2 protein-coding genes are annotated in these 1149 nt (G+C 48.3%); both read left to right on the top strand.

Going from position 1 to position 1149, the window contains the following annotated elements; all coding sequences use genetic code 11:
* On the top strand, positions 1-367 hold a 367-nt coding region (locus tag QVO51_RS03080), incomplete at its 5' end, for a TRCF domain-containing protein (protein WP_369677883.1).
* 173 nt (positions 368-540) lie between these two features.
* Positions 541-1149: hypothetical protein (locus QVO51_RS03085; RefSeq protein WP_288167799.1), on the top strand; the 609-nt coding region annotated here is incomplete at its 3' end.

Consider the following 1149-nt stretch of genomic DNA (forward strand, 5'->3'; position numbering starts at 1 on the left):
GATCGCCGCCGTGTCCACCAAACTGGAGAAGGAGGATATGCTGGACGAGCTGATCGACCGGTACGGAGATCCTCCGGATTCTGTTGTGGGATTGGTGGATACGGCGCTGCTGCGGAATACGGCGGCGCAACTGGGCATTACGGAGATCAAGCAGAAGCGGGGCATGCTGCTGTTTTATGTGGAGCATCCGGAGCCGGAGCAGATCACGGCACTGTCTGCGGCATACAAGGGGCGGATCGAATTCAACAGTCTGGCAAAGCCCTATATCGGCGTGAAGGCTGTCAAGGGAGATAAAACCATGAAGCTAATGGAAGATGTACTGTTTGCCATGTGGGATGCAAAGCCCCCGCAGCCCCCGGAAAACTGAGATTCCTTTATATAAGTAAAATTATCGCTTAAATTAAAGGAATTGTAGTTTTTGAACAAAGAAAAAAACGTTTTTTTATTGAAAATGAACGTAGACAGCCGATAATACAGGGTGTTATAATAAGGACATTAAAGTGCAGAATCATATATGCACGGATAATGGAGGAGATAGTTATGAAGATTTCAAAAATTCTGGCAAGCGTTTCCGTTTGCGCACTGGCAGCTTCCGCAATGGCAATCAGCGCATTTGCAGCTGATCCGCTGGCAACCAAGACCGGCAACGCTGAGAGCGCTGTAAAGTATGTTGTGGATTTCACCAACATCGATGCAACCAAGGTAGACAAGGTTGTTGTTGACATTTCCGTGGATTCCGGCTTCTGCAATGGTTGCATCGGCTACAATGTAGACGGTGTGTGGACGTCTGTTGACAAGGAAACACCTAAGGAGACCACAAAGGATCAGTGGATTGTTGACAGTTTGAATGGTGCGCTGGGTGCAGAGCCTTACATGGAGGTCCAGCTGTGGTGGGTTAACCCCTTCTATGATGAGCAGGGCAATGAAACCGATAAGGAGGGTACAGCTACCATTGATGCAATTACTCTGTATGATGCAAGCGGCAATGTTGTAGTTGCAACTGGCGAATCCAAGGGTGACGACACCAAGACTGATGACACCAAGAAGGACGATACCAAGAAGGATGACACTAAGAAGGACGATACCAAGAAGGATAACGCTAAGACCGACAACACCAAGAAGGATGACACCAAGAAGGATGCCGCAAAG

This window comes from Ruminococcus sp. CAG:379 (genome assembly GCF_000434255.1).
GTDB classification, from domain to species: domain Bacteria; phylum Bacillota; class Clostridia; order Oscillospirales; family Ruminococcaceae; genus Ruminococcus_F; species Ruminococcus_F champanellensis.